General features: G+C 68.7%; 23 protein-coding genes and 1 tRNA gene. 10 read left to right on the plus strand and 14 right to left on the minus strand.

Annotation, left to right across the window (positions count from 1 at the left end):
- Positions 1-12 precede the first annotated feature (12 nt).
- The 7 genes from addA to regB all read right to left on the minus strand — a co-directional run bounded on the left by addA (position 13) and on the right by regB (position 11,569).
- On the minus strand, positions 13-3,381 hold the full coding sequence (addA, locus tag BYZ73_RS05695) for a double-strand break repair helicase AddA (protein WP_112315224.1): 3,369 nt from the start codon (positions 3,379-3,381) through the stop codon (positions 13-15).
- Complete coding sequence (addB, locus tag BYZ73_RS05700; protein ID WP_112315225.1) at positions 3,378-6,314, minus strand: double-strand break repair protein AddB; 2,937 nt, start codon at positions 6,312-6,314, stop codon at positions 3,378-3,380. Before addB ends, addA begins: the two co-directional genes overlap by 4 nt.
- On the minus strand, positions 6,307-6,999 hold the full coding sequence (locus BYZ73_RS05705) for a nucleotidyltransferase family protein (RefSeq protein WP_112315226.1): 693 nt from the start codon (positions 6,997-6,999) through the stop codon (positions 6,307-6,309). Before BYZ73_RS05705 ends, addB begins: the two co-directional genes overlap by 8 nt.
- On the minus strand, positions 6,981-7,988 hold the full coding sequence (locus BYZ73_RS05710; RefSeq protein WP_112315227.1) for an aminoglycoside phosphotransferase family protein: 1,008 nt from the start codon (positions 7,986-7,988) through the stop codon (positions 6,981-6,983). Before BYZ73_RS05710 ends, BYZ73_RS05705 begins: the two co-directional genes overlap by 19 nt.
- Positions 7,981-8,484, minus strand: coding sequence for a tRNA (adenosine(37)-N6)-threonylcarbamoyltransferase complex ATPase subunit type 1 TsaE (gene tsaE, locus BYZ73_RS05715; RefSeq protein WP_112315228.1), 504 nt, complete (start codon positions 8,482-8,484; stop codon positions 7,981-7,983). The genes BYZ73_RS05710 and tsaE overlap by 8 nt, the downstream gene beginning before the upstream one ends.
- 41 nt (positions 8,485-8,525) lie before the next feature.
- Positions 8,526-10,076 (minus strand): PAS-domain containing protein, encoded by a 1,551-nt coding sequence (locus tag BYZ73_RS05720; RefSeq protein ID WP_112315229.1) that lies wholly within the window; start codon positions 10,074-10,076, stop codon positions 8,526-8,528.
- Between the two features lie 98 nt (positions 10,077-10,174).
- Positions 10,175-11,569: a sensor histidine kinase RegB gene (regB, locus tag BYZ73_RS05725; RefSeq protein WP_112315230.1), complete on the minus strand. Its 1,395-nt coding sequence runs from the start codon at positions 11,567-11,569 to the stop codon at positions 10,175-10,177.
- A gap of 95 nt (positions 11,570-11,664) precedes the next feature.
- Between regB and BYZ73_RS05730 the strand changes: the two genes are divergently transcribed.
- Positions 11,665-12,300, plus strand: a complete 636-nt coding sequence (locus BYZ73_RS05730; protein ID WP_112315231.1) for an SCO family protein — start codon at positions 11,665-11,667, stop codon at positions 12,298-12,300.
- 79 nt (positions 12,301-12,379) lie between these two features.
- Positions 12,380-12,931: an ActR/PrrA/RegA family redox response regulator transcription factor gene (locus BYZ73_RS05735; RefSeq protein WP_075784115.1), complete on the plus strand. Its 552-nt coding sequence runs from the start codon at positions 12,380-12,382 to the stop codon at positions 12,929-12,931.
- A gap of 21 nt (positions 12,932-12,952) precedes the next feature.
- Here the strand turns inward: BYZ73_RS05735 and BYZ73_RS05740 are convergent, their stop codons facing one another.
- A complete protein-coding gene (locus tag BYZ73_RS05740; RefSeq protein WP_108025734.1) occupies positions 12,953-13,849 on the minus strand; it encodes a LysR family transcriptional regulator in 897 nt (298 codons plus the stop codon).
- A 100-nt stretch (positions 13,850-13,949) separates the two neighbouring features.
- Here BYZ73_RS05740 and BYZ73_RS23985 point away from each other — a divergent pair, with 100 nt between their 5' ends.
- On the plus strand, positions 13,950-14,084 hold the full coding sequence (locus BYZ73_RS23985; protein ID WP_281258217.1) for a hypothetical protein: 135 nt from the start codon (positions 13,950-13,952) through the stop codon (positions 14,082-14,084).
- Here the strand turns inward: BYZ73_RS23985 and BYZ73_RS05745 are convergent.
- Positions 14,081-14,671, minus strand: a complete 591-nt coding sequence (locus BYZ73_RS05745; RefSeq protein WP_112315232.1) for an HD domain-containing protein — start codon at positions 14,669-14,671, stop codon at positions 14,081-14,083. The genes BYZ73_RS23985 and BYZ73_RS05745 overlap by 4 nt on opposite strands.
- Before the next feature lie 111 nt (positions 14,672-14,782).
- Here BYZ73_RS05745 and ahcY point away from each other — a divergent pair, with 111 nt between their 5' ends.
- Positions 14,783-16,177, plus strand: a complete 1,395-nt coding sequence (ahcY, locus tag BYZ73_RS05750; RefSeq protein WP_112315233.1) for an adenosylhomocysteinase — start codon at positions 14,783-14,785, stop codon at positions 16,175-16,177.
- Positions 16,178-16,255: 78 nt separating this feature from the next.
- Here ahcY and trpB read toward each other — a convergent pair whose 3' ends face one another.
- The gene (trpB, locus tag BYZ73_RS05755; RefSeq protein ID WP_108025740.1) at positions 16,256-17,458 is read right to left on the minus strand and encodes a tryptophan synthase subunit beta; all 1,203 of its coding nucleotides are present in this window, start codon (positions 17,456-17,458) and stop codon (positions 16,256-16,258) included.
- 191 nt (positions 17,459-17,649) lie between these two features.
- On the opposite strand from trpB, the gene BYZ73_RS05760 reads away from it, so the two are divergent.
- Positions 17,650-17,991: a DUF2853 family protein gene (locus BYZ73_RS05760; RefSeq protein ID WP_112315234.1), complete on the plus strand. Its 342-nt coding sequence runs from the start codon at positions 17,650-17,652 to the stop codon at positions 17,989-17,991.
- Between the two features lie 336 nt (positions 17,992-18,327).
- Positions 18,328-19,188, plus strand: coding sequence for an MBL fold metallo-hydrolase (locus BYZ73_RS05765; protein WP_112315235.1), 861 nt, complete (start codon positions 18,328-18,330; stop codon positions 19,186-19,188).
- 11 nt (positions 19,189-19,199) lie between these two features.
- Here BYZ73_RS05765 and BYZ73_RS05770 read toward each other — a convergent pair whose 3' ends face one another.
- From BYZ73_RS05770 to tsaD, 4 genes are read right to left on the minus strand one after another with little or no spacing between them, the layout of a single operon-like run.
- Positions 19,200-19,613 (minus strand): EVE domain-containing protein, encoded by a 414-nt coding sequence (locus tag BYZ73_RS05770; protein ID WP_112315236.1) that lies wholly within the window; start codon positions 19,611-19,613, stop codon positions 19,200-19,202.
- Complete coding sequence (locus tag BYZ73_RS05775; RefSeq protein WP_112315237.1) at positions 19,613-19,885, minus strand: YciI family protein; 273 nt, start codon at positions 19,883-19,885, stop codon at positions 19,613-19,615. The genes BYZ73_RS05770 and BYZ73_RS05775 overlap by 1 nt, the downstream gene beginning before the upstream one ends.
- Positions 19,886-19,887: 2 nt before the next feature.
- A complete protein-coding gene (locus BYZ73_RS05780; RefSeq protein ID WP_112315238.1) occupies positions 19,888-20,853 on the minus strand; it encodes an NAD(P)H-dependent glycerol-3-phosphate dehydrogenase in 966 nt (321 codons plus the stop codon).
- Positions 20,850-21,935 carry a tRNA (adenosine(37)-N6)-threonylcarbamoyltransferase complex transferase subunit TsaD gene (tsaD, locus tag BYZ73_RS05785; RefSeq protein ID WP_112315239.1) on the minus strand — a complete coding sequence of 362 codons (1,086 nt, stop codon included), beginning with the start codon at positions 21,933-21,935 and terminating at the stop codon, positions 20,850-20,852. The genes BYZ73_RS05780 and tsaD overlap by 4 nt, the downstream gene beginning before the upstream one ends.
- A gap of 78 nt (positions 21,936-22,013) precedes the next feature.
- Here tsaD and BYZ73_RS05790 point away from each other — a divergent pair, with 78 nt between their 5' ends.
- The 4 genes from BYZ73_RS05790 (at position 22,014) to BYZ73_RS05805 (ending at position 25,591) form a co-directional block, all read left to right on the plus strand.
- Positions 22,014-22,736 carry a uroporphyrinogen-III synthase gene (locus BYZ73_RS05790; protein ID WP_112315240.1) on the plus strand — a complete coding sequence of 241 codons (723 nt, stop codon included), beginning with the start codon at positions 22,014-22,016 and terminating at the stop codon, positions 22,734-22,736.
- An 81-nt stretch (positions 22,737-22,817) separates the two neighbouring features.
- Complete coding sequence (locus BYZ73_RS05795) at positions 22,818-24,050, plus strand: COG4223 family protein (protein WP_112315241.1); 1,233 nt, start codon at positions 22,818-22,820, stop codon at positions 24,048-24,050.
- Positions 24,051-24,063: 13 nt separating this feature from the next.
- Entirely contained in the window at positions 24,064-25,461 is a 1,398-nt protein-coding gene (locus BYZ73_RS05800; protein WP_112315242.1) for a heme biosynthesis protein HemY, read from the plus strand.
- A gap of 54 nt (positions 25,462-25,515) precedes the next feature.
- Positions 25,516-25,591 (plus strand) — tRNA-Thr (locus BYZ73_RS05805).
- Positions 25,592-25,679 lie beyond the last annotated feature (88 nt).

Consider the following 25,679-nt stretch of genomic DNA (forward strand, 5'->3'; position numbering starts at 1 on the left):
CGACCCTGAGCGTCAAGCCAGCCCCGCCCGGGCCAGCGCCGCCTGGCCCAGCTCTCGCGGGATCGTCATCAGCCTGCCCGTCCCGGTCCACAGAACCGCCGTCTCGATCTCGCGCCCGGGATAGATCTGCGCCAGCGCCACGGCATAGGCGCCCAGCTGGCGCAAGATGCCCTCGGGCGTGTCTTCGGGGCGGTATGGCACGATGGCGTTGGTCTTGAAATCGACCGCGGTGACCCGGCCGGGCGCAAGGATCAGCCGGTCGACCGTGCCGCTCAGCCGCCCGTGGCCCAGGGGGGCGGTCAGCGGAACCTCGGCCAGCGTGCCGGGCGCGAAGACCGGCGCCAGATCGGGCCGCGCCATCAGGGCCGCGGCCTCGTCGGCAAGGGCCGGGATCGCGGCCTCGGGCGCGGGCGGGTCGGCCGCGGTCAGAAGCGCGCGGGCCAGCGTCGGGCGGTCGGCCGGATCGGTGCCCGGCAGATGTTCCAGCAGAAGATGCATCCAGGTGCCCCGGGCGCGGACATCCCCGGCCTCGGCCGGTGCGGGCGCATCGCCCGGCAGGGCCTTGGCGCCGCCCAGATCCGAGGGCGACAGCGGTTGCGGCGGCCGGTCGGGGCGCGGGGCCTCGCGGAGCGCCCAGTCGGGCAGCGCGATCTCGGGCTGGTCCGTTTCGGGCGCGACCGCGATCCGCTCTCCGGGCCAGAGCCCGCGTTCATAGCGCAGCCCCTCGCCGAAACCGAAATCATGCGGCACCGGCCCCAGCGCCTCGGTGCCGCGACGGATGCGGCTGTACCAGTCGCTGCCATCCTTCGCGAGCTTTCCAGCCGCCGCCACGATCAGCCATTGCTCGGCCCGGGTCATCGCAACGTAAAGCAGGCGCGAGCGTTCCTCTTCCTCGCGCTGCACCCGCGCGGCATGGGCGGTCGCCAGCGCCTCTGGCCGCTCGTCCGATCCGGTCTTCCAGGCGGGCAGGCCGTTTTCCAGCGTATAGATCTGGTCGCGGATGGTGACAGTGCGCTGCGCCGTATGCGGCAGGATCACCACCGGCGCTTCGAGCCCCTTGGCGCCATGCACCGTCATCACCCGGATCCGCCGTCCCGCCGCATCGAGCTGGCGTTTGATCTCGACCTCGCCACTCGACAGCCAGGCCAGGAACCCGGTCAGCGAGGGCACCTCGGTCGTCTCATAGGCCAGTGCCTGGGTCAGCAGCGCGTCGATCCCGTCCTCGGCCTCCTGCCCGAGCCGTGCCACCAGTCTGCGGCGGCCGTCATGGCGGGTCAGGATGCGTTCGACAAGGTCATAGGGGCGCAGGAAATCGGCCTCGTCCAGCAGCGCCTGCAGCACCGGAACCGTCTCTGTTCCGGCCTGATCCGCGTGTCGAAGCGCCTGCCAGAGATAGCCCTTGCGTGGTGCCGCCAGCCGGAACAGCGCATCCTCCGACCAACAGAACAAGGGCGAGCGCAGGGCCGAGGCCAGCGACAGGTCATCCTCGGGCAGCGCCAGGAAGGACAAAAGCGCGGTCAGGTCGCGCACCGCAAGCTCGCCGCCGATCTTCAGCCGGTCGGCGCCCGCCACTTCCAGCCCCTCTGCCTTGCAGGCGCGGATGATCTCGTGAAACAGATCCGTCCGGCTTTGCACCAGGATCAGGATGTCGCCCTCATGGATCGGGCGGCGGCCCCCGCCCTTGGCGGCGACGGTCTCGCCCCGGTCGATCATCGCGCGGATTTCGCCCGCCACCTGCCGCGCCAGCCGCACGCTGTGATGCGAGGCGCCCAGCATGTCGACCGGATCGGCCCAATGGCCCAGATCGGCGGCCTCGCTATCCTCGACCACGGGCCAGATATCGACCCGGCCGGGCAGGTCGGCATGAAAGGCGCGGTGCCGCATCTCGCGGTCCAGCCCGGCGCGGGCGCCTTCGGGGAAGGTCCGGTCGACCACGCCAAGGATCGCCTCGGACGAGCGGAACGAGTATTCCAGCGTCAGGTTCAGAAGGCCCCGGTCGACATTTTCCAGCCGGTCGCGGAACAGCGCGCGCATCCGGTCGAAGCCCTCGGGATCGGCGCCCTGGAAGGAATAGATCGACTGTTTCTTGTCGCCGACGACGAAGATCGTGCGCTCGACCCCGCTGCGCGCGCCCTCGCCCGCGGTGAATTCCTGCGCCAGAAGCTCGATCACCTGCCATTGCACCGGGCTCGTGTCCTGCGCCTCATCGACCAGGATATGATCGAGCCCGCCATCGAGCCGGAACAGCACCCATTGCGCGACGCCCGGATCGGTCAGCAGATCGCGCGCCTTCAGGATCAGGTCGTCGAAATCGAGCCAGCCCTGCAGCTGTTTGCGCGCCGCATAGGCGGGCAGGAAGGCTTCGGCAAAGCGGTGGAGCGCCAGCGTCCGCTCGGCCGCATCCAGCGCCAGCCGCCGGGGCCGCGCGGTCTCGACCCGGATCATAAGGTCTTCCAGCGGCGCCAGATCTGGGCCAAGCGCCATCCGTACCGCCTTGGTAGGAAAAGACCCTGTCTTGGCCGAAAACGGCTGTTTTGCGGCGGTGCCGGTCAGCAGGATATCCTCCAGCCCGATCAGCAGGGCACGGTCGGCGCCGCCGAGATTCAGCGCGTCAAGCTTGGCGGCGGCGGTCTGATCGGTCTTGCCGCCTCCGGCCAGCGCGGATTTCAGCCGGGTCAGCAGCCCCTCTTCGGTCCCGGTGAAGACGCCGCGCAGCAGGACCGCGCTGTCCTCATCGGCGGAAAGGCCGAAGCTTTTCCAGATCGCGCCCGGGTCGGCGGTGGCCGGAAACCGGTCGCGATGGCTGGCGATCTCGGCGGTCAGTGCATCGAGCTCGGCATCGGTGTGAAACCGCGCCAGATCGGCAAAGCGACCGGCCTCAGGACCCTCGGCCAGCGCATCGACCAGCTCGGCCCGCAGGCGGCGGGCGCTGCGGTCGTCCATCTCGACGAATTGCGGCGAGACCCCGGCCTCGAGCGGAAACCGCCTCAGAAGCCCCGCGCAGAAGGAATGGATGGTCTGGATCTTCAGCCCGCCCGGCGCCTCGATGGCGCGCGCGAACAGGCGTCTTGCCTCGCGCAGGGTGTCCTCGCCGATGGCGGTCTCGACGCCCAGCTCGTGCAGAGCCTGCCGCAGATCGGCATCGGCCAGCATCGCCCAGCCGCCCAGCCGGTCGAACAACCGGTTCTGCATCTCGCCCGCGGCGGCCTTGGTATAGGTCAGGCACAGGATGCGCTGCGGCGGCACCCCCGCCAGCAGAAGCCGTGCCACCCGGTCGGTCAGAACCCGGGTCTTGCCAGAGCCCGCATTGGCCGACAGCCAGACAGACCCCGACGGGTCGGCGGCCTGGATCTGCCGTTCGCTCGCCTCGTTCCGGGTCATCCCACATCCTCCGGTTCCGGCGGATCGGTCTCGTCCCATTCGCCAAAGCGCGACAGCAGGTCGTAATCGGTGATGTCGCTGCGTTTCTGGATCCGGTTGCGGGCGGTATAGCCCTGGTCCGGGCGGGCATAACGGTCGATCAGGCGCCCGAGCTCGGCCCAGCTGCGCGCCACCAGATCGTCGTCAAGCCAGTTGGTCACGGTCTTCGGCGGCTGGCCGAGGCCGATATAGGTGACGTGATCGACGGGCGCGGCCGGGATCTCCTCGAAGCCGCCGCGTTCTGCAATGCAGGCCTCCAGCAGCAGCTGCTTGTCGAAGGCTTCCATCGCCTTCAGGCTGGGCGGCGTGCCGGTCTTGTAATCATAGACGATGAGACGCCCATCGGGGCGGCGGTCGATCCGGTCGGCCTGCGCGGTGAGTGTGAAGCCGCTGTCCAGCCGTGCCGCGCCCGGGCGTTCGCGGGCGATGCAGGCGGCCTCGGCCTGACGTCGCGCCTCGTCGCGCAGAAAGCTCTCGGCTGCGCGCCCGAGCCGTGCCCGCCAAAGCGCGCGGGCCGCGGGCCAGGGCGCCTCGGTCGCGAGAACCTCATCGGCGATGGCCATCAGATCTGCCCGGGCGCGGGCCGGATCGGGGTCGATGGGCCGGTCCAGAAACCGCTCCATCACCTTGTGGAGGACCGTGCCCCGCAGCGGCGCATCGGCGCTGCGCACCAGCGGATCGAGGCGCTTCAGCCGCAGGATATGGCGGGCATAGACGGCATAGGGATCGCGGATCAGCCGTTCGACCGCGGTCACGGACAGCCGCTCGGGGCGGCGGTCGAGCGGCGGCCGGGGCGAGGGCCGGCGCACGGCGGGCAGCGGCGTCGCGGGCCGGTCGAGCGCCTGCGCCATGTCAAGCCAGTTCCGGCCCCGCGCGCGCATTGCGGCCAGCGCCTCGGGGCCGCCATTGCCGCCCAGTCCGTCCATCAGGTTGGTCAGCCGGTTCAGCCAGCGCGCGGGCACGGTCTGGGCCTCGGCCGTGCGGATCGCGCGTGAGATCATCACTTCGGGGGCGCAGATCGCCTGCTGGAAGTCATGCGCGGCCAGCCCGATCTGGCGTTCGGGCAGCAACAGGCCCGCCTCGGCCCGCATCTGCCGGTTCAGCCAGGGGTCGGGCGGCGGGGTCTCGGGCCAGGTGCCCTCGTTCAGCCCGGCGAGGATCACCAGATCGGCGCCCTGAACGCGGGCTTCGAGCGTGCCCCAGATCATCACCCCGGGATGCGGCTCGACCGCGCTGCGCACGGTGCCGTCGCGCAGGACCGAGTCGAGCAGCGCCGAAAAATCGCCGGGGGTCATCTCGCCGCCCGCGTCGGCCTCGTCGGCCAGCAGGTCCAGCGCGGCGCGTGACTGCGCACCCGCCTCCTCCAGCCAAAGCGCGCCGGGGTCGGTGCTGCCGGGACCAGCGGCGAGGGTTTCGCAGGCCGCACGGTGGCGCGCGACATGGGCTGAAAGCGGCTCTGTTCCGGCCCGATCCACGTCCTCCAGCGCTGCGGAAAGCCAGTTGGCCCAGGCCTCGCGCCCGTCCTCGCTGCCCGCCGCCCAACCGATCAGCGCGTGACCATCTGGGAAGGCCGGACCATTCCGGCGCAGATGAAGTTCAAGTTCGCGGGTCCAGCGCAGGTGATCGGCGCGCAGGCCCGGGCTTGAGGCGGTCAGCGGATGCTTGAGCAGCGCCAGCAGCGTCTCGACCGTCAGCGGCCGCCCGAACAGCGCCGCGACCTGTCGCAGGAACCGCCCCGGCGGCGACAGCGGCAGCGGCATGCCCGCGCTGTCGTCGGGCCGGATGCCCCAGCGGTCGAGCGCGGCGGTCACCTGCCGGGTCAGGGTCCGGTCGGGGGTGACCAGTGCTGCGCTTTGCCCGTCCTCGGCGGCCCGGCGCAGCCGCAACGCGATGGCCAGCGCCTCGGCGCGCGGCGAAGGCGCCTCGATCAGGGTCAGCCCCCCTGTGGCCCGGTCAAGGTCGGTCAGCCGGGGCCCGTCTTCCATCCACTGATCGGTGACAGGCGCGGGCCGGAGTGCGAGCGAGACCAGACGATTGCGCGGCGGGCACGGGGCGGGCGTGCCGACCCAGGGCGCAACCGCCTCGGGGGCCAGCCCCATGTCATCGAGAATTCGGAGAAAGCGGAACTGGGGATGGTCCTCGGCGGCCAGCGCGTCGTCCAGGCCTTCCCAGATCGCGGCGGGCATGTCGAAGTCGAAGCCCGGCAACACGGCGGCACCCTGGGGCAGACCGGCGACCGTCCTGAGGAACAGCGCGGTCGCGCCGCGCGACCCGGTCGTGCCCGCGACGATGACGGGATGGCGGGGCGGATCGGCGCGCCAGCGCGCGGCAAGCCGTTCGACCGCCAGCCGCTGGCGGGCGCCGGTGCCGGGCCGGTCCGAAAGGTCGGCGCCAAGCCAGTCCTCGACCAGCGTCAGGAATTGCCGCGCCCGCGCCCAATGCGCCGAGAGGTTCCCGACATCGAGCTGGTGCAGGACGCGGGGCGGCACGCCCTCGGTTTGCATTTCGTCCAGCAGCGCGGCCAGACTGTCGGCCAGATCGAAGGCCGAACTGCGCGCCGCCAGATCGGGGGCGCGGTCCAGCAGAGCGCGGACCAGTTGCGCCAGTTCCAGCCGCCGCCGAAGCGGCGAAACGGGCGCGGGCAGATCGGCGAGGATCGGATGGCGGGAAAGCTCGGCCACCAGCCGGATGCGCGGCAGCAGACGCGGCGGCCCGGCCTGGAAAAGGGCGGTCAGACGCCGCCGCATGCGTTCGGTATTGACCCAGATCTCGACTTCGGCCCAGGCCTCGGGCGAGGCACCGGACAGTCTCTGTTCCAGCCCGATCAGCAGCTCGCGCGGGAAGTCCGCGCCGGGCGGCAGGCCATAGAGGCGGGGCGCTGGGCCCTCAAGCATCGGTCTGCCCCGCCAGCAGCGCCTCGGCCTCGGCGATCCCGCCGGGGTGGCCCACATCGCACCATCCGCCGGGATGCAGAACGCCGAAAAGCCGCCCCTCGGCCAGCATCCGGTCCCAGAGCCGGTTCAGCGAAAAGACCGGCTCGGGGATCTCGGCCAGCCCGTCGGTCCTGAGGATCTGAGCGCCCGAATAGACGGCGCCCGGGCCACGGGTCAGGCGGCCGTCGGCATCGGTCAGGAAATCGCCCGTCCCGGCGTGACCGGTCGCGCGGCCGCGCGGGATCAGCAGCAAAAGCCCGTCCATCCGGGCCGGGTCCCAGGCGGCGGCCAGCGTGGCCAGCGGGTTCGGCCCGGTCCAGACCGCGTCGCTGTTCAGCGTGAAGACGGGCTCTTCGCCCAGCAGCGGCAGCGCATGGCGCAGCCCGCCGCCGGTATCGAGGATCTGAGGGTCCTCGCGCAAGACCGCAATGCCGTGGCGTCCGACCAGATGGCTCTCGATCTGCCCGGCGCGGTAATGCGCGTTCACGACGATGCGGTTCAGCCCGGCGCCTTCGGCCAGCGCCAGCGCATGGTCGATCAGCGGCCGCCCTGCCACCTCGATCAGCGGCTTGGGCCGGTCGTCGGTCAACGGTCGCATCCGGGTGCCGAACCCGGCGGCGAACAGCATCAGGGCCGTCGGGCGCATCGGCTTTCGATCCTGGCAAGGCGGTCGGGGTCGGGCGGCGGCAGCAGCTGAAGCGTGCGGTCGCGCAGTTCGGCCAGCGCCGGGTGGTCGAGATCGGTCATCAGATGCGCCCAGACACGGGGCATCAGCCGCAGATAGCCGGGTTTGCCGTCGCGCAGGCACAGCCGGGCGAAAACGCCCAGGATGCGCAGGTTGCGCTGGGCGCCGGTCAGGGCGTAGGCGCGGGCGAAGGCGTCGGGGTCGCTTCCGGTGCGGGCGACGTACCGCGCGCGCATCCGGGCCTGAAGCGCCGGGGGCACGTCGCGGCGCGCGTCTTCCAGAAGCGACACCAAATCGTAGGCGGGATGGCCCACGCGTGCGTCCTGAAAATCGAGAAGCCCGACCCGGGCGGCGCCGCTGCGGTCGGGCAGCCAGATCAGGTTTTCCGCGTGATAGTCCCGCAGGATCAGCACCGAGGGCGGTGCGGTGGACTCCAGCAGGGTCCCGATCGTCGCGCGAAAGGCCGCGATCTCTGCCTCGGGCGCGGGCCTGCCAAGCCCGGTCAGGTACCACTGGAACGGGAGGCAGGCCAGATCGGCCATGGTCTCGGCGTCATAGGCGGCGAGGCCCGCAGGCGGGGCCGCGCGGTGCAGATCGGCCAGCAGGTCGGTCGCGGCAGCGTAAAGCGTGTCTTCCGGTCGGGGATCGTCGGTAAGCACCCGGGCGAACAGGGCGTCGCCCAGATCCTCGAGCAGCAAAAAGCCCTGCGCCGCGTCCTCGGCCAGGATCGCGGGGGCCGACAGGCCAAGCCCGGTCAGGTGGCGCGCGATGGCGATGAAGGGGCGCACATCTTCGCCGCGCGCCGGATCGGCATCCATCAGCACGGCGGTCTCTGTCCCGCGCGTCAGCCGCTCGTAACGGCGGTTCGAGGCATCGCTTGCAAGGGGCGCACGGCGGGCCTCGGCCCATCCGGCGCGGGCGAGGAAATCGGCGCAGGCAGTGTCACGCATCGGGGTCGTCTTTTGCGGCAAGGAAGGACAGGCGGTCGGCCCAGGACGGGTCGGCCGAAACGAGATCGAGCGTCCGGGCGGTTTCGGACGGGCCGGGGCCGAAGGTCAGGCGCAGGGCGTCTGCCGGGGCCAGATCGCCCAGCCGGTCGGGCCATTCGATCAGGCAAAGTGCCAGGTCGAACGCCTCGTCAAGCCCAAGTTCCAGCACCTCGTGGGGATGGCCCAGCCGGTAAAGATCGGCATGCCAGATCTCGAACGGCCCGGCTTCGTAGGTCTGGACCAGGGTGAAGGTCGGTGAGGGCACGTCTTCGGGCGGCAGCCCGGCGCGGGTCTGCGCCGCCTGGATCAGCGCGCGGGCGAAGGCGGTCTTGCCCGCCCCGATCGGCCCGTCGAGCAGCAGCGTGTCGCCCGCCCCCAGAGCCGCCGCCAGCCGGTCGGCCAGGGCGCGGGTCTGGGCCTCGGCGGCCAGCGAAAGGGAAAGACGGGTTCCGGACATGGGCGCATGTTTAACGCCTGCCCGAGGCCCCGCAAGTCGGATCAGCCCATCGAGGCGCGCGGCACCGGGCGGGCGCCCGCCGTATCGGCCTGGCTCGCGGCGCGGAACTCGACCATCATGCAGCCGCCCGCGACCGGTTTGAGGAAACAGTCGAGCCGCCGGCCGTCGCGGCGGATCAGCTCGCAGCTCCAGGCTTCGCGCTGGCGGATGCGGTGCGACAGGTCGGCCGCGGCCTCGGATTGAGTCAGCAGGCATTGCGCCTGCCATTTCGCCGTGGCTCCGGCGATATCGGTGGTACCCATCACCAGGCGCGGGTCCTCGCCCCAAAGCTCGGCATAGGCGCTGTTCGACAGGGTCAGGACCCCGGCGCTGGAAAACACCACGATGGCCTCGGGCAGCGAGTCGATGACCGCCTGCCCGGTCTCGATCTCGCCGCGGAAGCGGCGGGTCATCGACATTTCGGTGCTGATATCCTCGAACAGGAAGGCCACGGCGCCGTCGGGATGCGGCCGTCCGGTGACCCGGTAGACCTGCCCGCCGGGCAGGGTCCAGGTGTCGGAATAGACGCCGTCGCTGGCATCGCGTTCCAGCCGCAGGATCTGTTCGCGCCAGGACCGGTAATTCTTGGGCTCGGGCATCATCCGGGTTTCGCGCAGCCGGTCGAGCACGTTCAGAAGCGTGGGCCGTCCGGTCAGGAATTCGGGCTCGAGGTTGAAAAGCTCGGACATGGCGGGATTGAACAGCACCAGTTCGCGCTTGCGGTTGAAGACGGCCAGACCGATGGGCAGTTCGGCAAAGGTCTTTGTCAGGGTCTGAACGAAATTCCGCAGCGCGGTCTCGGCCCGGACGGTGGCATCGGCCGGAAGTGCGAAATGCAGCGAGGCGCCATGGGCCTCGACGGCCACACAGTCGAACCAGCGCTCGCGGCCAGTCCCGGTGCCAGTGTCGATGGCCTGACGGTGCGGCGCGCCCGGTTCCCCCTTGGGTTGTGAAAACAGGACCGGCAGCGGCCAGACGATCTGGCCCTTGTCATGGCGGCTGCGCACGATGTCGAGATAGGCGCTGTTGGCCCAGGCCACGCCTCCCTTGTCGTCCTGCTGCCAGGCCGGGGTCGGCATCGCTTCGACCACATCGCGGAGCGTGGCCAGTTCCGCGGTCAGCGCGGCCAGGCTCTGGGCGTCGGTCAGGCCCGCATCCTCGTTGAAGCGCGGCATCTGCAGGGTCAGGCGGATCACCCCGTCAAGCCAGGTCGCGGTCAGTTGCGCCTCGCCCCCGGCTTCGGTCAGAAGGGCCGAACCGTCCTTGGGCAACCGCTCCATTCGTTCGGGAAAACCGGGGAAACGCGGCACGATCAGGGCGCAGAACCGCTGCCAGTCGGTCAGGCCCTTGGGGCCGCCTGCCAGAAACCGGCGCCCGTCCGGCGTGGCATCCACCAGATGTTCTCCATCGAAGAGAAACACCATGCTGTTTCTGGACTCGGCGCCCGGGGACGGGGCCCGGCGTGGAATGAATGGCAAAAGGAACACGGCCACCAGTGCGCTGATCAGGGATACGCCCGCAAGAACCAGCGCAGAGTTCAAGTCGATGTCCATGGTGCGGGCGGTGCTCCTTTAGCCAGTTTGTTCAGTAAAACGTCATCTTGGTTAAATTCCAGTTAACTCAACGTATGCGTGTGCGGGATGTGGCGGTCTCAGGCTTCGATCGGAGTGTTCTCTCCCAGAGCCGCCAGCTGTGCCTCGGCGCTGACGCCGATCTTGGAGGCGGACCATTCGACCTCGACCACCGCGCCGCGCTGATCGGACCGTTCCGAGGTCAGCATCGGGTCGCGCCCGTTGGCAAAGCTCAGCCTCGCGCCCGAGCGTTCCAGCAGCGTCTTGGCGATGAAAAGCCCAAGCCCCATGCCTTCGTATTCGGGGCGCTTCTTCTGATGTTCGGAGCTTTTGCGCATCCGCACGAACGGATCGCCGATGCGGCCCAGCAGATGCGAGGGATAGCCCGGCCCGTCATCCATGATCCGCACGCTGATTTCGTCCTGGGTCCATTGCGCCACGACCCAGACCCGGCTTTCGGCGAAATCGACGGCGTTCTGGATGAGGTTCCTCAGCCCGTGGATCACTTCGGGGCGGCGGTAGATCACCGGCATCCGCGGGCTGCCGCCATGAATCGGATCGAAACTGAAGATGATCTCCTTGCCGCGATCCAGATGCGGTTCGGCCGCCTCGTCGATCACCGCCTTCAGCGGCGCGGTATGCATGTGCAGGTCGTCCTTGCCGGCGCGGCCCATCGAGCGCAGGATATCGCGGCAGCGGTCGGCCTGTTCGCGCAGCGTCTCGATGTCCTCGCGCAGGCCCGGCTTGTCCTCGACCTCGTCCAGCAGTTCCGAACTGATCAGCTTGATCGTGGCCAGCGGCGTGCCCAGCTCATGCGCGGCGGCGGCAACCACGCCGCCCAGATCGGTCAGCTTCTGCTCGCGCGCCAGTGCCATCTGCGTTGCCACCAGCGCATCGGTCATCTTGTTCATCTCGGATGTCACGCGGTCGGCATAAAGCCCGAGGAACGAGATCCCGATCACCAGCGCGGCCCAGAAGCCGAACAGGAAAAGATGCGGCAGCCGCTGGATTTCGCCCGACGCATCGACCAGGGGCACATGGTAGAAGGTCATCAGCGTGATCAGCGCGAAGGCGGTATGGGCGATGAACAGCGTCGACATCCGCCCCAGCGCCGTGGCCGAGATGGTGACCGGCGTCAGCAACATCAGCGCGAAGGGGTTGTTCAACCCGCCGGTCAGGAACAGCAGGGCCGACAGCTGCACCACGTCGAACAGGAGCGTCAGCATCGCCTCGTTTTCAGACAGGCGCCGGTTCTCGGGATAGATCGCGACCGCGATCACGTTGGCCAGCACGCTGGCGCCGACGACCAGCAGGCACAGCCCCAGATCCAGCTGGATGTGGAAATAGAGAATGGCCACCGCGATGGCGACGACCTGGCCCGCGATGGCGGCCCAGCGCAGAAGGATCAGGGTCCGCAGGCGGATCCAGTTGCTGCGCTCGGTCGGCGGCAGCAGGCCGGTTGCGATATCGGACATCGGACCCCCAGGTTCAGGCTTTCCCCTTGTTAATCGCGGCACGAGGGCCGATCAATGCGCTAACCGCAGGGGGACGGACGGCAAGGGAGGCACGCATGAGACGCTACATTCTGGCAGGCGCGGCCGTGGCGCTTCTGGCGGCGGTCGCGGTGCCCGCGCTTTTCATCTGGGGGCCCTGGGCGCCCGAGGACCGGTTCGCGGCCTGCCGCAGCGGCGGTCCCCGGCCCGGCCTGTCGGAACTGGGCGGCCCCTTTGCCCTGACCGACCAGACCGGCGCCCTCCGGACCGAAGCCGACGTGATCGAAGGCCCGACGCTGATCTATTTCGGCTATACCTTCTGCCCGGATGTCTGCCCGTTCGACAATGCCCGCAATGCCGATGCGGTCGATTTGCTGGAAACCCGCGGCTATGACGTGCGGCCGGTCTTCATTTCGGTCGACCCTGCCCGCGACACGCCCGAGGCGCTGGCGGCTTTCGCCGCGATGATGCATCCGCGGATGCTGGCCCTGACCGGCACGCCCGATCAGGTGCAGGCGGCCAGCCGCGCCTACCGCACCTTCTTTCGGATCCGTGACCCCGAGGACCCCTATTACCTGATCGACCATTCGACCTTCACCTACCTCGCCTTCCCGGAAACGGGCGTGGTCGAGGTTTTCGACCGGGATACCACGCCCGAGGACATGGCCGCGCGGGTCGCGTGCTTTGTCGACAACGGCGCGGGAAAGCCATGACAGGGAACGAGTTAAATTGACCCTGCCCTGTTAACATTCTAGAACGTCCGGAATATTACGCTCACCAGGAGGGTGTCGCATGGCTGAGCAGGAGTATGAAATCGGGGACGACCCGTCGCTGTTGATCGTTGACGACGACGAACCGTTTCTCCGGCGTCTCGCGCGGGCAATGGAAAAGAGGGGGTTCCAGCCCGAAATGGCCGAGACGGTCGCTGCCGGAAAGGCCATCGCCTCGGCGCGGCCCCCGGCCTATGCCGTGGTCGACCTGCGGCTGGAGGATGGCAGCGGGCTCGACGTGGTCGAGACCCTTCGCGAAAAGCGTCCCGATGCCAAGATCGTGGTGCTGACCGGCTATGGCGCCATCGCCACCGCCGTCGCCGCGGTCAAGATCGGCGCGACCGACTACCTGTCGAAGCCGGCCGATGCCAATGACGTCACCGCCGCCCTTCTGTCGAATGGCGAGGCGCTGCCGCCGCCGCCCGACAATCCGATGTCGGCCGACCGCGTGCGCTGGGAGCATATCCAGCGGGTCTACGAGCAATGCGACCGCAACGTTTCGGAAACCGCGCGGCGGCTGAACATGCACCGCCGGACGCTGCAGCGGATCCTGGCCAAGCGCAGCCCGCGGTAAGACCGGCGGCTCGGGTCGGGCTCAGATCCCGACCTGCGGCCCCGCCGCGTGCCGCAGCCAATTGATGAAGGCGCGCAGCCGCGGGGCATGGTGTCCCGGCCGGGTCACGATGTGATAGCCGAGCCCCTGAGAGTCCTGCTCGAACAGCGCGGCCAGCCTGCCTGCGGCCAGATCGTCCTCGACCAGGGTGATCGGCTGGATCGACAGCCCGTACCCGGCGCGCGTCGCCGCCAGCGACAGGCCGGTCGTCGGGAAGGACGTCGCGCGCACCCGCTTCCAGCTCAACCCCGCGCTTTCCGCCCAGAGCGCCTGTTCCGGGGAATCCTGCGCCGTCAGCCAGGTGAAGCGGGTCAGCTCGGCGAAGCTTCCGGGCCGGGGATCGCCCGCCAGCTCGGGCGTTCCGACGACCACGAACCGGGTACTTGTCAGCGGGTTGGCCTCAAGCCCCGGCCATGCGCCGGACCCGTAGCGGATCGCCAGGTCATAGCCTCCAGTCCGCAGATCGACCAGCGCGGTCGAGGGGATCAGGGCCAGCTCGATATCGGGATGCGCCGCCCAGAAGGTGCCAAGCCGCGGCATCAGCCAGTTTTCGGCAAAGGCAGGTGTCAGCGAGATCTTCAGCGGGCTTGCATCTTCCGTCGCCCGGACCGCGTCGATCCCGTCCTGGATCTTCCGGAACGCCTCGCCCAGAGCCTCGGCCAGCCGGGCGCCCTCGGGCGTTGCTGTCATGCCGCGGCTGTCGCGGCGGACCAGAGCCAGCTGCAGATGATCCTCCAACGCCCGCACCTGCTGGGCGACGGCCGCATGGGTCACGTTCAAGGACCGCGCCGCCGCCGAAAAGCTTTCCAGCCGCGCCGTCGCCTCGAAGGCGCGCAGCGCCGTCAGGGGCGGCAGGCGGGTCCAGTCGATATCGGCCATCTGTTAGATTAGCTCACAGGGCAAAAGAATTCCTGACTCTCGGATCTTCCCGTCACAGCTTAACAATACGATGGAGAGCTTTGAAAGGGAGGAGCCCCCGATGTTCGCCATCCTGTCAGATATGCTTCTGCTGGCCTCGCGTCAGGAGCACCGGATCAATCACCGCCTGCCCGACCGTCCGGTGGTGCCCGAGGTTCATCTGCCGCGCCGCCGTCCCATCGGGCAGAAGCGCTAGAGACGCGCCATCAGCGCGGCATGGCGGGCGGTATAGGCCGCGCGTACCTCGATCGGCGGGCGCAGCCGGATTTCGAGCCCCTCGATCAGCTCGGGCCGGGGACGGCCGAAGAACCGGTTCGCCTCGGTCGCGTCGAACCCCGCGATCTGTGTCGCCTCAAGCCAGGCCGACAGGCTGTCAGCCCGCTTGATCGCCTTCTTGATCCGGTCGGGCACCGCGGCTGGCAGGCCAAAGCGGATATGGATCGCCGAGGCCAGCCGCTTGTCGAGTTCGCCATAGCTTGGGCCCACGGCGGCCTTCACCGGCGAGATCATGTCGCCGATCACGTATTCGGGCGCATCGTGCAAAAGAGCGGCCAGCCGCCAGCGGACCGGCGCCTCGGGCTGCATCCGGCCGAAGATTTCCTCGACCAGCAGCGAATGCTCGGCCACTGAATAGGGGTAATCGCCCCGGGTCTGCCCGTTCCAGCGCGCCACGAAGGCAAGGCCATGGGCGATGTCCTCGATCTCGATATCGAAGGGCGTCGGGTCCAGCAGGTCGAGCCTGCGCCCCGACAGCATCCTCTGCCATGCGCGTGCTTGTTTCATAGCGATCCGTTTCCCTTGGGACGCCCGATTGCCACGGCGCAGCCGCATTGTCGAGCCATCCGCGTGATGGTATGTGCCCTTCGAGCCGACAATTACGAGGAGAGTTGCGCCATGGCGCCGGACTACATCGTCAAGGACATCGCGCTGGCCGAGTTCGGCCGCAAGGAACTGGACATCGCTGAAACCGAAATGCCCGGCCTGATGGCGCTCCGCGAGGAATACGGCGAGGCCAGGCCGCTGAAAGGCGCGCGTATCGCCGGGTCGCTGCACATGACGGTCCAGACTGCCGTGCTGATCGAGACGCTGGTCGCGCTGGGTGCCGATGTGCGCTGGGCGTCCTGCAACATCTTCTCGACCCAGGACCACGCCGCGGCTGCGATCGCAAAGGCCGGGGTCCCGGTCTTCGCCATCAAGGGCGAGACGCTGCCCGAGTACTGGGCCTATACCGACAAGATCTTCCAGTTCGCCGACGGCACCGCCAACATGATCCTCGACGATGGCGGTGACGCCACGCTTTACGTGCTGCTGGGCGCGCGGGTCGAGAATGGCGAGGAAGACCTGATCGCCGTCCCGACCTCGGAAGAGGAAGAGGCGCTGTTTGCCCAGATCCGCAAGCGGCTGGCCGAAACTCCCGGCTGGTTCACCAAGCAGCGCGACGCGATCAAGGGCGTCTCGGAAGAGACCACCACGGGCGTGCACCGGCTTTACGACCTGCACAAGAACGGCCTGCTGCCCTTCCCGGCCTTCAACGTCAATGACAGCGTCACCAAGTCGAAATTCGACAACAAGTATGGCTGCAAGGAAAGCCTGGTCGACGGTATCCGCCGCGCCACCGACGTGATGATGGCCGGCAAGGTCGCCGTGGTCTGCGGCTATGGCGATGTCGGCAAGGGCTCGGCCGCCTCGCTGCGCGGCGCTGGCGCCCGGGTAAAGGTGACCGAGGTCGACCCGATCTGCGCGCTGCAGGCCGCGATGGACGGCTTCGAGGTGGTCGTGCTGGAAGACGTGGTCGCCTCGGCCGACATCTTCATCACCACGACCGGCAACAGGGACGTGATCCGCATCGAGCATATGCGCGAGATGAAGGACATGGCCATCGTCGGCAATATCGGCCATTTCGACAATGAAATTCAGGTGGCCGCGCTGAAGAACCACAAATGGACCAACATCAAGGACCAGGTGGACATGATCGAGATGCCCTCGGGCGCCCGCATCATCCTGCTGTCCGAAGGCCGCCTGCTGAACCTCGGCAACGCGACCGGCCACCCGTCCTTCGTGATGTCGGCCTCCTTCACCAACCAGGTGCTGGCGCAGATCGAGCTGTTCACCAAGGAGGGCGACTATCAACCCGGCGTCTACATCCTGCCCAAGCATCTGGATGAAAAGGTTGCCCGGCTGCATCTGGCCAAGATCGGCGTCAAGCTGTCGACCCTGTCGCCCGAGCAGGCTGCCTATATCGGCGTGACGCCCGAAGGCCCCTTCAAGCCCGAGCATTACCGCTACTGAACCCCGCGCGATCCGCGAGGCTGGCGCCGTCCGGATTTCCGGGCGGCGCCTTGCTTTATGCAGGTCCGGCCGCGCGGCTCAGAGAGCCTCGCCGAAGCCGAAGGTCTCGGTCACATAGTCGATATCCTTGTCGCCGCGCCCCGACAGGTTGACGAGGATCGACTTGCCCGGATTGGCCCGGGCCTCGCGCATCGCGAAGGCCACGGCATGGGCGCTTTCCAGCGCGGGAATGATGCCCTCGCGGCGCGACAACTCGAAGAACGCCTTAAGCGCTTCGGTATCGTCGGCCGTGGTGTAGGTGACCCGTCCGCTGCGGTGCAGATGCGCGTGCTCCGGCCCGACGCCGGGATAATCGAGCCCCGAGGCGACGGTGTGCACCGGTGCCGGTTCGCCCTTCGCGTCCTTCAGCACGATGGTGCGGAACCCGTGGATGTCGCCATCCTCGCCATAGGCGATTGACGCGGCGTGATCGCCCAGATTGGACGAGGTGCCCGCGGGCTCGACCCCGTAAAGCGCCACGTCATCCTCGATGAAGCCCGAGAAGATCCCCATCGCGTTCGACCCGCCGCCGACGCAGGCCGCGACCATGTCGGGCAACTCGCCGGTCATGTCCAGGAACTGCTCGCGCGCCTCGACGCCCACCACATGCTGGAAGTTGCGCACCATCATCGGGAAGGGATGCGGCCCCACCACCGACCCGATGGCGAAAAGCGCGTGATCGGCCTGGGCGATATAGCTTTCAAAGCAGCTGTCGACCGCCTCTTTCAGCGACCGACCGCCGAAGGAAACCGGCACCACCGTCGCGCCCAGAAGCTTCATCCGGGTGACGTTGGGCGCTTCCTTGGCGATATCGATCTCGCCCATGTGAATCTCGCACTCCATGCCGAAATAGGCCGCGGCGGTGGCCAGCGCCACGCCATGCTGACCCGCGCCGGTTTCGGCCATCAGCTTGGTCTTGCCCATGAATTTCGCCAAGAGGCCTTCGGCCATGCAATGGTTCAGCTTGTGCGCGCCGGTATGGTTCAGATCCTCGCGCTTGGCATAGATCTGCGCGCCGCCGCAAAGATCGCTGAGGTTCCTCAGGTACGAGACCGGCGTCGGCCGCCCCTGAAAATGGGTGCGGATGTAGCGCAGCTCGCGGATGAAATCGGCAGATTTCGAGATCCGGTCATAGGCCTCGCGGATTTCGGCGAAATGCGGTTCCAGCGGCGGCGGCAACACCGCGCCGCCATAGCTGCCGAAGAAGCCCTCGCGGGTCGGTGTGGTCTTCAGGTAGGTCATGTCGTTTTCCCCTCTGTCCTGGCCCCTCTGTCCTAGGCTGGGCGCGATCTGACACCCTGCGCCCGCCGGTCTCAAGACGCGAAAGCGACACATCGGCCGGCGCTGCGTCCGGATTTTCCTTGCCCGACGGTCCGGTGCGCCTAGGCTCGATCCCGGCGAGGAGGCCTCAGGACAAAGGAGGAGGAAGAAAGATGGGAAAGCGCGATCAGCTGATCGAGAAATACGCGCAGGATCTCAAGACCAAATGCGGGATGGAGCCCGACATGGATCTGCTGACCAAGGTCACCATCGGCTGCGGCCCGGCGATCTACGATGCCGATGCCGAGGTCGTGGCGGCCACCCAGCCGGGTGAGATCGAAACCGTGCGCACCAATTTCCTGATCCGCAAGCTGGGCCTGCCCGACAGTCCAGATCTGGACGAGGCGATCCAGGCCGCGATCGAGACCTATGGCGTGTCGAACCCGCACAAGTACCGTGCCGTGCTGTACTACATGCTGGTGCGGCATTTCGGGAAGGAACACATTTACGGCTAGGTCCGGCCGAACGAACCGCAACAGAGTCCGCCCTGCCCCGGAACTGTTTCCAGCAAGTCGTATAAAATGCCGGGAACATTGGGTTTGTGCAAAGGGCGTGGTCGGCGTATGGTCAATTCATGCCCGCCAGGACGGCAGGGCCCTCATAGAATTCACGTGTGGTGCGCTAGGGTGCACGTGGGGTGATGGAGGGTTCTGCACTTGCGGAACCCTCCATTCATAACCTCCCGCTCCGGCTCTGCCGCATCGCTTCCGGCGGAACTGTCCGCCATGCCGGTTGTTCTCGTCCAGGGGGATAAAGATCCCCCGGACGCTTAAACGACCGGAGAATTTCCCATGACAGCTTCGCCCGCAGTGACATCGTTCCACGATGAGGCCACAGGCAGCCTGCAATACGTGGTCCACGACCCCGCCACCCGCGAGGGCATCGTGATCGACCCGGTGCTCGATTTCGACCCGGCCGAGGCCCGGGTCACGACCGCCAATGCCGACAGGATTCTCGACCATGTCCGGTCCGAGGGGCTGAGGATCGGCTGGGTGCTCGACACCCATCCCCATGCCGATCATTTCTCGGCCGCGCATTACCTCGGCTACGCGCTGGGCGCGCGGCGGGGCATCGGCGCGCGGGTGACCGAGGTGCAGGCGCTCTGGCGCGACCTTTACAACCTGCCCGAGGCTTTCCCTGCCGACGGCCGCGACTGGGACCGACTGTTTCGCGAGGGTGACGAGATCGCGTTTGGGCAGATGACGCTGCGGGTGCTGACGACGCCGGGCCACACGCTGGCCTCGGTCAGCTATCTCGTGGGCGATGCCGCCTTCGTGGCGGATACCTTCCTGCGACCCGAGGCCGGAACCGCGCGGGCGGATTTTCCGGGCGGCAGCGCCTCGGTCCTGTACGACTCGCTCGGGCGGCTCTTGTCGCTGCCGGACGAGACGCGGCTGTTCATCGGCCATGACTATCCCGACGAGGGTGCCGAGGTGCAGCCGATGGCGACGGTGGCCGAGCAACGCCGGAACGTGCATCTCGACGGCGCGACGCGCGAGGACTTCCTGAAGACCCGGCAGGCGCGCGATGCGACCTTGTCTCTGCCCGACCGCATGCTGGCCGCGCTGCAGGTCAACCTGCGCGGCGGTCGCTTGCCCGAGCCCGAGGATGACGGGCGGTCCTATCTCAAGATCCCGCTGAACCGGTTCTGAGCGGCGGCCCCTCAGAGACCGCCCATCTCGCAGACGATCCGCCATTCCTCGTCGGTCACCGGCTGCACCGAAAGGCGCGAATTGTTGACCAGGACCATGTCCTTCAGCCGCGGCTCGGCCTTGCACATGTCCAGCGTGACGGGCCGGGGCAAGGGCATGACCGCCTTGATATCGACGCACTCCCAGCGCGGATCGTCGGCCTTGCTGTCGGGATGGGCCTCGGCGATCACCTCGACGATGCCGACCACGGCCTTTTCGCTGAGCGAATGGTAGAAGAAGCCCCGATCGCCGGTCTTCATGGCCCGCATGTTGTTGCGGGCCTGATAGTTGCGCACGCCGTCCCATTCCTCGCCGGCCTCGCCTTTCGCGACCTGATCGTCCCAGCCCCAGGTGTTGGGCTCGGACTTGAACAGCCAGAAGGCCATCAGCCGACGACCTTCTTCCAGGCCTGCACAGAGACGCTTTCGAACAGGCCCGCCCCGGCATAGGGGTCGTTCGCGGCCCAGGCCTCGGCCGCCGCCTTGTCCCCGACATCTAGGATCACCAGCGAGCCGCACATCTCGCCCGCCTCATCCAGGAACGGCCCCGCCTGCGCCACCACGCCGGTCTCGGCGACATAGGCCAGATGCGCGTCGCGATTGGCCTTGCGAGTCTCCAGATGGCCGGGCTTGTCCCGGCAGATCAGCGCGAAATACATGGTCATTCCTCCTTCAGGGGGCGGCTCAGCAGGATCTTGACCGCCTCTTCGATGCTGCGGCGTCCGTCGATGACCTGGGCGACGCTTTGGGTCACCGGCATGTCGATGCCACGCGCCTTGGCGATGGCGGCGACGGCGCGGGCAGTCGCCGCACCCTCGACGGTCACATCGGGGTCGAACCAGGCGTTCTGTCCCAGCGCCACGCCATAGCCGAAATTGCGCGACTGCTGCGAGGTGCAGGTCAGTACCAGATCGCCGAAGCCCGACAGGCCCGCCAGCGTTTCCGGCTCGGCGCCATAGCTTTGGGCAAACCGCTGCATTTCTGCAAAGCCCCGGGTGATCAGCGCGGCCCGCGCGCTTTCGCCAAGCCCGGTGCCGATGACGATGCCCGCGGCAATGGCCATCACGTTCTTCAGCGCGCCGCCCAGCTCGGCGCCCACGGTATCGGTGCTGCGATACAGCCGCAGCGTCGGCGTCGAAAGCCGTTCCTGCAACGCGACGCCCGCCTCGGGATCGGCGCAGGCCAGCGTCAGCGCGGTCGGAAGTCCCCGGGCAATGTCGGCGGCAAAGCTGGGACCCGTCAGCACGGCCGGGACCACCCCGGGGCAGGTCTCGGCGATGATCGCGCTCGGCCCCCGGCCGGTGGCCAGATCGACGCCCTTGCAGCAGGCGACCATGTGCCGGGCCTTCAGCACCGGCCCGTAAGTGTCGAGAACGCTGGACAGCACCTGCATCGGCGTCGTCAGCAGGATCAGGTCGCACTCGGCGATTTCGGCGATCCGGGCCGAGACAGAGACGTTTTCGGGCAGCTGAACCCCCGGCAGGCGCGGGTTTTCGTTGCGGCGTCGGATCTCGTCGGCAAAGGCGGCCTCATGCGCCCAGATCGTCGCCTTGCGCCCGGATTGCGCCAGCACGACGCCCAGCGCCGTGCCGAAGGCCCCTGCCCCCGCAATTCCGATCCTTGTCATGCCTTGGCTCCTTTCTTGCCGGCCCCGATCAGCGCGGGGCTTCTTCTGTCAAGCGGCCAGCGCGGCCGGGCGGCCAGCGCCATGTCGTCGCGGGCGCCAAGGCGAAAGCGTTCAAGCCCGGCCCAGGCGATCATTGCGGCATTGTCCGTGCAAAGCCACAGCGGCGGCGCGACGAAGGGCAGCCCGGCCCTGTCGGCCAGATCCTCCAGCGCAGCCCGGATCGCGCGGTTCGCCGCGACCCCGCCCGCGACGGCCAGCGCGGTCGCCTCGGGACAGGCGGCCAGCGCCCGGGCGGCCTTGCCGGCCAGCACGTCGCGCACCGCCGCCTGAAAGCCCGCGCAAAGATCGGCGCGGTCCTGCACCGTGATCCCGCCCTTTTCGGCGATGATCCGGTCGCGGGCACGCAGAAGGGCTGTCTTGAGGCCCGAGAACGACATGTCGCAGCCCGGCCGGTCCATCAGCGGGCGCGGAAAGGCAAAGCGCGCCGGATCGCCGGTTTCGGCGGCGCGCTCGACCGCCGGACCGCCCGGCTGGGACAGCGCCAGCAGCTTGGCGGTCTTGTCGAAGGCCTCGCCCGGCGCGTCGTCGATGGTGCCGCCGATCCGGGCAAACTCCTCGGGCCCCGACACCGCCAGAAACTGGCAATGCCCGCCCGAGGCCAGCAGCATCAGATAGGGAAAGTCCAGCCCGTCGGTCAGCCTGGGCGTCAGCGCATGCCCGGCCAGATGGTTGACGCCGACCAGCGGCAGCCCGGTCGCGGCGGCGATGCCCTTGGCGACCATCACCCCCGACAGCACGCCGCCGATCAGCCCGGGTCCGGCAGTCACCGCCACGGCATCGAGATCGCCAAACCCCAGCCCGGCCTCGGCCATTGCGCGTTCGACGCAAAGATCCAGCCGTTCGGCATGGGCGCGGGCGGCAATCTCGGGCACCACGCCGCCGTAGGCCGCGTGCAGCGCGGTCTGGCCCTCGACCACCGAGGCCAGAATTTCGGGCCTTTCGCCTACACGCAGGCGCACCAGGGCCGCGGCCGTATCGTCGCAGCTGCTCTCCAGCCCCAGGATCGTCAGTGTGTCGGCCATGGCTCTGCCGTTGCGTACCCGTCGGTCGGCAGGTAACACCACGGGGACCACAGGCACAATCCCGCGAGGAGGTACGCCTTGCCCCAGCATCCGCCGCTGCTTCTCATGACCCGGCCCCGGGCCCAGTCGGACCGCTTTGCTGACGCGTTCGTCCAGAGGTTCGGCACGGGCATCGCGATCCGCACCGCGCCGGTGCTGGACATCGTGCCGCGGACAGAACCGGTCTCGCTCAAGGGCTTCGCGGGGCTTCTGTTTACTTCGGAAAACGGCGTCGCCGCGCTGGCGGCCGTCAATGACGACCGGAGCCTGCCCGCCTATTGCGTGGGCGAACGCACCGCCGATGCCGCGCGGTCCGCCGGGTTCCGGGCCAGCGCGGCCGAGGGCACCGCGGCCTCGATGATCGCGCATTTCACCGCCGACCGGCCGAAGGGGCGGCTTTTGCACCTGCGCGGCGAACATGCCCGGGTCGAACTGGCCGAGGCGCTCAGCGCCATCGGCATCCCCACCGAAGAGCGTATCGTCTATGCGCAGGAGGCCCTGCCCTTCCCGCCCGGGATCCTGGCCGAAATCGAGGCCGCGCCGCTGACTTTGCTGCCGCTGTTCTCACCCCGGTCGGCCCGGCTGGTCGCCGAGCGGCTGAAGGGATCGTGCGGGCGGCTTGCGCTGGTGAGCATGAGCGCGGCAGTCACGGCCTCCTGGGACGGGCCGGACCCGGTGGCCCTGATCGAGGCTGATCGGCCCGACGGCCCGGCGATGATGGACGGTCTGGCTGCGGTAATGGGCGCCGTGGGGGTGCCTTGAGGCCGTAACGGCGAGTCTTTAATGTGTGAGGCGGTGCGCGACGCGCGGTCTGAGACGAAGCGAATCGAAAGGCGGGTTCCCGTGGCTAAAACCGAAGACGAAACCGATTCCCAGGATACCAAGCCGTCGCATCCCGAAGGCGGACAAGAGCCCGGCGAAGGTCGGCTGGAGGCGGCCATCCGCACGGCGCGCGACCGTGACGACGCGGACGAACCGGGTGCCGACACCCCCGAGCCTGCGGCGGCGGGCCCGGCTGAACCCGTTCAGGACGAGGCGCCGGTCGAAACGACTCCCGAGCCCGAGGCTCCGGCGGCAAGGCCCGCTGCTGCCCCAGCTCCGGCGAAGGCCCGGCCGGGCCTCATCGGGGCGGTGTCTCCGGTTCTGGGCGGCATTCTGGCCGCGGGCATCGGCTTCGTCACCGCGCAATACATCCAGCCCGAGGGCTGGTCCTTCCCGGGCACCAGCGCCGGTCTGGGCGAGGCGGGCATGGCGGCCCTGACCGCCAATGCCGACCGGCTCGACCGGATCGAGGCCGCGCTGAACGGCCTTTCCACGGACGGCGGCAGCGAGGCGCTGGCCGGGCAGATCGACGCGCTTCAGACCGAGATCGGCAAGATCGCCGAGCAGGTCGCCGGGATCGACGCGCGCGTGACCGAGCTCGCCAATTCCCCGGCCGCGGCGGCCAGCGGCGAGGCGGCGGCCGCGCTCAAGGCCTATGAGGATCAGATCGCGCAGATGCGCGAGCAGAATGCCGAACTCAGCGCCTCTGTGCAGCAGGTGGCCGAGAAGGCCGAGGCCGATATCGGCGCGGCAATGGACCGGGCCGCCCAGGTCGAGGCGCGCGGTGCGCTGATGCGGATCGACGCGGCGCTGGCCGACGGCTCGCCCTTTGCGCCCGCGCTGGGCCAGTTCGGGTCGATCGAGGTGCCCGAGGCGCTGACGGCGGTGGCCGATACCGGCGTCGCCACCCTGCCCGAGCTGCAATCAGAATTTCCGGCGGCGGCCCGGGCCGCACTCGAGACCTCGCTCAAGGAGCAGGCCGCGGGTGGCGTGGGCGACAGGTTCAAGGCCTTCGTGCGCAGCCAGCTGGGCGTGCGGTCGCTGACGCCCAAGGAGGGCGACGATGCCGACGCGATCCTGTCGCGGGCCGAGGCGGCGCTGCGCAAGGACGATCTGGGGACGGTGCTGTCCGAACTCGACGGGCTTGATGCCGAGGCCAAGGCCGAGATGTCGGACTGGATCGACGCCGCCCGTGCCCGCGCCAATGCCGTGGAGGCCGCGCAGAGCCTCGAGCAAACGCTGAACAGCAACTGAGGACGCGCGAAACATGCTCTGGTCCCTTCTCAAGATCCTCTTCTTCGTGATCCTTGTCGCCGCGCTCGCCTACGGGGCCGGCATCCTGATGGAGACGGGACCGGGCCTCCGGGTCGCGGTCGCGGACATGGAATTCGTGCTGGGCCCGCTGCAGGCGGTGATCCTGGCGCTCCTGACCGTGGTCGGCGTCTGGCTGCTGCTGCGCGTCGCCGGGTTCCTGGTGGCGCTGGTGCGGTTCCTGAACGGCGACGAAACCGCGATCAGCCGCTATTTCAGCCGCTCGCGCGAACGCCGCGGGTTCCAGGCGCTGGCGGACGGCATGCTGGCGCTGGCCTCGGGCGAGGCGCGGCTGGCGATGTCGAACGCCGCCAAGGCCGAACGCTTTCTGCGTCGGCCGGACCTGACCAACCTGCTCTCGGCCCAGGCGGCCGAGATGCTGGGCGACAAGGGCCGGGCCCGCGACATCTACAAGAAGCTTCTGGGCGACGACCGCACCCGTTTCGTGGGCGTGCGCGGCCTGATGAAGCAGAAGCTTGCCGAGGGCGACACGGAAACCGCGATCAAGCTGGCGGAAAAGGCCTTCGTGCTGAAGCCGCGCCATGCCGAGACCCAGACCACGCTGCTGCAGCTGCAGGCCAATGCCGAGGACTGGAAGGGCGCGCGCAAGACGCTGAACGCGAAGCTTCGGCACGGCAATATCCCGCGCGATCTGCACCGGCGCCGCGACGCGGTGCTGGCGGTTTGCGAGGCGCGCGACCTGATGGTCGATGGCGACGAGCCGCGCGCCCGCGACCTGTCGATCGAGGCCAACAAGCTGTCGCCCGACCTGGTGCCCGCCGCCGTGATGGCGGCCCGGGCCTATCACGCGCAGGGCCGCGAAAAGCAGGCGGTGCGGGTGCTGCGCCGCGCCTGGGAGGCCCAGCCCCATCCCGACATCGCCGCGGCCTTCGCCGAACTGGTGCCCGACGAGACCCCGCAGGACCGGATCCTGCGCTTTGCCCAGCTGACCGATGTTCGGCCCGACGATCCCGAAACCCGGATGCTGACGGCCGAACTGGCCATCGCCGCCGAGGATTTCCCGGCCGCCCGCAAGGCGCTGGGCGATCTGGCCGACACCGCGCCGACGGTGCGCGCCCTGACCCTGATGGCGGCGGTCGAGCGCGGTCTGGGCTCTGACGACGAGGTCGTGCGCGGCTTCCTGGCCAAGGCGCTCAGCGCTCCGCGCGGGCCCCAATGGGTCTGCGACAGCTGCGCCACGATCCAGCCGGCCTGGGCGCCGGTCTGCGGCCATTGCGGCGGGTTCGACACGCTGGCCTGGAAGCCTGCGCCCGCGAACCAGGCGGCGCTGGCCGGGGCGTCGGACATGCTGCCGCTGCTGGTTGGCGGCGGTCTGGAAAAGTCGGCGGACTAGGACAAAAAGGGTCTACACACCCACCTGCGAGGGTGGTAAAGACCCCGCCACAGTGCCGGTGTAGCTCAGCTGGTAGAGCACGTCATTCGTAATGATGGGGTCGGGGGTTCGAGTCCCTTCACCGGCACCACTGATCGCAAAGAAGGTCGGCAGGTTTGGTCCCGCCGACCTTCTTTTCGTTTTCGCGGTCGCGCCGGGACTTGCCCCGTCCAGGGGAA

The sequence above is a fragment of the Rhodovulum viride genome (genome assembly GCF_003265965.1).
GTDB lineage: Bacteria > Pseudomonadota > Alphaproteobacteria > Rhodobacterales > Rhodobacteraceae > Rhodovulum > Rhodovulum kholense.

Excerpts from the sequence above, each read along its gene's own strand:
- BYZ73_RS05710 (WP_112315227.1), bottom strand. The coding sequence starts at position 7,988 with ATGCGTGACACTGCCTGCGCCGATTTCCTCGCCCGCGCCGGATGGGCC.
- BYZ73_RS05730 (WP_112315231.1), top strand. The coding sequence starts at position 11,665 with ATGAGACGCTACATTCTGGCAGGCGCGGCCGTGGCGCTTCTGGCGGCG.
- BYZ73_RS05720 (WP_112315229.1), bottom strand. The coding sequence starts at position 10,076 with ATGGACATCGACTTGAACTCTGCGCTGGTTCTTGCGGGCGTATCCCTG.
- BYZ73_RS05745 (WP_112315232.1), bottom strand. The coding sequence starts at position 14,671 with ATGAAACAAGCACGCGCATGGCAGAGGATGCTGTCGGGGCGCAGGCTC.
- BYZ73_RS05705 (WP_112315226.1), bottom strand. The coding sequence starts at position 6,999 with ATGCGCCCGACGGCCCTGATGCTGTTCGCCGCCGGGTTCGGCACCCGG.
- addB (WP_112315225.1), bottom strand. The coding sequence starts at position 6,314 with ATGCTTGAGGGCCCAGCGCCCCGCCTCTATGGCCTGCCGCCCGGCGCG.
- BYZ73_RS05770 (WP_112315236.1), bottom strand. The coding sequence starts at position 19,613 with ATGGCCTTCTGGCTGTTCAAGTCCGAGCCCAACACCTGGGGCTGGGAC.
- BYZ73_RS05760 (WP_112315234.1), top strand. The coding sequence starts at position 17,650 with ATGGGAAAGCGCGATCAGCTGATCGAGAAATACGCGCAGGATCTCAAG.
- BYZ73_RS23985 (WP_281258217.1), top strand. The coding sequence starts at position 13,950 with ATGTTCGCCATCCTGTCAGATATGCTTCTGCTGGCCTCGCGTCAGGAG.
- BYZ73_RS05765 (WP_112315235.1), top strand. The coding sequence starts at position 18,328 with ATGACAGCTTCGCCCGCAGTGACATCGTTCCACGATGAGGCCACAGGC.
- BYZ73_RS05775 (WP_112315237.1), bottom strand. The coding sequence starts at position 19,885 with ATGTATTTCGCGCTGATCTGCCGGGACAAGCCCGGCCATCTGGAGACT.
- BYZ73_RS05740 (WP_108025734.1), bottom strand. The coding sequence starts at position 13,849 with ATGGCCGATATCGACTGGACCCGCCTGCCGCCCCTGACGGCGCTGCGC.
- trpB (WP_108025740.1), bottom strand. The coding sequence starts at position 17,458 with ATGACCTACCTGAAGACCACACCGACCCGCGAGGGCTTCTTCGGCAGC.
- BYZ73_RS05735 (WP_075784115.1), top strand. The coding sequence starts at position 12,380 with ATGGCTGAGCAGGAGTATGAAATCGGGGACGACCCGTCGCTGTTGATC.
- ahcY (WP_112315233.1), top strand. The coding sequence starts at position 14,783 with ATGGCGCCGGACTACATCGTCAAGGACATCGCGCTGGCCGAGTTCGGC.
- tsaE (WP_112315228.1), bottom strand. The coding sequence starts at position 8,484 with ATGTCCGGAACCCGTCTTTCCCTTTCGCTGGCCGCCGAGGCCCAGACC.
- addA (WP_112315224.1), bottom strand. The coding sequence starts at position 3,381 with ATGACCCGGAACGAGGCGAGCGAACGGCAGATCCAGGCCGCCGACCCG.
- BYZ73_RS05780 (WP_112315238.1), bottom strand. The coding sequence starts at position 20,853 with ATGACAAGGATCGGAATTGCGGGGGCAGGGGCCTTCGGCACGGCGCTG.
- regB (WP_112315230.1), bottom strand. The coding sequence starts at position 11,569 with ATGTCCGATATCGCAACCGGCCTGCTGCCGCCGACCGAGCGCAGCAAC.
- BYZ73_RS05800 (WP_112315242.1), top strand. The coding sequence starts at position 24,064 with ATGCTCTGGTCCCTTCTCAAGATCCTCTTCTTCGTGATCCTTGTCGCC.
- tsaD (WP_112315239.1), bottom strand. The coding sequence starts at position 21,935 with ATGGCCGACACACTGACGATCCTGGGGCTGGAGAGCAGCTGCGACGAT.